This window comes from Deinococcus sp. (genome assembly GCF_030523985.1).
GTDB lineage: Bacteria > Deinococcota > Deinococci > Deinococcales > Deinococcaceae > Deinococcus.
This window is the reverse complement of sequence record NZ_JAUNHK010000003.1, coordinates 57155-59578: the sequence shown is the minus strand read 5'-3', so window position 1 is coordinate 59578 and position 2424 is coordinate 57155. Positions and strand designations below refer to the sequence as shown.

General features: G+C 66.2%; 2 protein-coding genes and 1 pseudogene. 2 read left to right on the top strand and 1 reads right to left on the bottom strand.

The window, feature by feature from the left end:
* A pseudogene (katA, locus tag Q4C89_RS01285) lies at positions 1–658 on the bottom strand (catalase); the annotation flags it as partial.
* Positions 659–834: 176 nt separating this feature from the next.
* Between katA and Q4C89_RS01280 the strand changes: the two are divergent.
* Positions 835–1431, top strand: coding sequence for an NYN domain-containing protein (locus Q4C89_RS01280; RefSeq protein ID WP_303100799.1), 597 nt, complete (start codon positions 835–837; stop codon positions 1429–1431).
* On the top strand, positions 1421–2424 hold a 1004-nt coding region (gene plsX, locus Q4C89_RS01275; protein WP_303100798.1), incomplete at its 3' end, for a phosphate acyltransferase PlsX. The genes Q4C89_RS01280 and plsX, both read left to right, overlap by 11 nt.

Sequence of the window (2424 nt, the reverse complement as noted above, 5' to 3'; positions counted from 1 at the left end):
AGCTCGCCGGAATGCCCCAGGGCGAGTACAGCAGGGTAATCATGTGGGTCGCTTCGGGCGTGCCCGCGAAGAAGTCGAAAATGCGCTCCTGGCTCTGGATGTTGGTCGTGGGGCTGGGCTTCTGGCTGTGAATCAGGTCGGGGAACTTCAGCGCGTCGCGGATGAAGAAGATTTTGAGGTTGTTGCCGACCAGGTCCCAGTTGCCGTCTTCGGTGTAGAACTTGACCGCAAAACCACGCGGGTCGCGCAGCGTTTCGGGCGAGTGGATGCCGTGACCGACGGTGGAAAAGCGCACGAAGACGGGCGTTTCCTTGCCTTCTTCCTGAAACAGTTTGGCGCGGGTGTACTTGCTCACCGGCTCGTCACCGACTTTGCCCGTCGCCACAAAGACGCCGTGCGCCCCGGCCCCACGGGCGTGCACCACGCGCTCGGGGATGCGCTCGCGGTCGAAGTGCGAGAGTTTTTCGATGAACTGGTAGTTTTCCAGCGTCATCGGGCCACGGCTGCCCACCGTGCGGCTGCTCTGGTTGTTGTGGATAGGGTGACCCTGGCGGGTGGTCAGGGTGGTGTGCCCCTCGCCGGGGGCCGTGCGCCCGTCGCGGGGGCCGCCCACACCTTCGACTGCCGTGCCGACGCCCTTGTTGTTCTCGTCGCTCATACACTCTCCTTTTCGCCTCCTGGCACCTCCTCGCGAGAAGGGCAGAAGCTCCGTTTCACCATATTGAGAATCATTCTCAATGTCCAGGGTCAGCGCAGGGTCAAAAGGGCCGCCGCCTGCCGGGCCGTCCGTCATCCTGGCCTGCATCCGCTATTCTGCGGGCCGACAGGAGAATCATGGAACGTATTGCACTCTTTATTGACGGCGCGAATGTCTACGCTGCGGCCAAGCGACTCGGCTGGAACTTCGACCACCGCAAGATTCTGGAACATTTCGCGGGCCTCGGCACCCTGTACAACGCCTTTTACTACACCGCCGTGCCCGCGCCGATTGACGACAAACAAAAGCGCTTCGTGGACGCCCTGACCTACATGGGCTACACCGTCCGGACCCGCCCGCTGCGCGAGAACACCGACGAACACGGCGACACCTCGCGCCGGGCCAGCCTCGATATCGAACTGGTGACCGACCTGCTGACCACCACCGAACGCTACGACGTGGCGGTGCTGCTTTCCGGTGACGGCGATTTCGAGCGCCCGGTGGAAGTGCTGCGGGCACGCGGCAAACGGGTGATCGTGGCGAGCATTCCCGAAATGACCAGCGCCGAACTTCGCAACGCCGCCGACGAATATGTAGACCTGGGCCACATCCGGGCCTCGGTGGAGCGTCCTGGCTACCGCCTGCCCAGCGAAGGTGTGCGCGGCGAGGGTGGGCGCACCAGCGAACGCGACGTGAGGGCAGCGCTCTATGCGGGCGCGGAAGATGACCGCTGAAGCCTCGCCCCCGGCCCGGCCCGCCGTGCGCCTCCCGGTGGCCCTGGACGCGATGGGCGGCGACCACGGCCTGACCCCCAACGTGCAGGGCGCGGTGCAGGCGGCGCAGGCGGGTGTGTCGGTGCTGCTGGTGGGCGACCGGGTCAAGCTGCACGCCGAACTGGGCCAGCACGCGGGCAGCAGCCGCCTGCCGATCGAAGTGGTGGACGCCCCCGACGTGATTGGCATGGACGAGCACGCCAGCGACGTTCGCAGCCGCACCGGGGCCAGCATCAACGTCTGTACCCGGCTGGTCAAGGAAGGCAAGGCCGCCGCCGCCGTCAGCATGGGCCATTCCGGGGCGACGATGGCCTCGGCGCTGCTCACGCTGGGGCGCATCAGGGGGGTAGACCGCCCGGCCATCCTGACCCACATGCCCGCGCAGGGCGGCTTTACCACGCTGCTCGATGCCGGGGCCAACGCCGACATCAAGGCCGTGTACCTGGCGCAGTGGGCGCGGCTGGCGACGGTGTATCTCAAAGTTCTCGAAGACCGCGACAGCCCTACCGTCGGCCTGCTCTCCATCGGGGAAGAAGACCACAAGGGCAGCCAGCAGGTCATCGAGGCGCACGCCCTGCTGCGCGAGTTGCACGGACGCGGCATTAATTTCTACGGCAACGTGGAGGGCCGCGACATCTTCAAGTCCACCACCGACATCGTGGTGACCGACGGCTTTACCGGCAACGTGGTGCTCAAACTGGCCGAAGGTGAAGCCCGGGTACTGCTCGGCTGGGTCAAGGAAGCCCTGAACAGCAACGCCAAGAGCAAGTTGGGCGGCCTGCTCGCGCGTGACGCCCTGCGCGGTCTGGGCGAGCGGCTCGACCCCAGCACCTACGGGGCCAGCATTCTGCTGGGGGTGCGGGGCCTGGCCTTTATCGGCCACGGCAGCGCCGACGCCCGCGCCGTCAAAAATGCCCTGCTGCGGGCCGCCCGCGCCCACGAAGCCAATCTGGT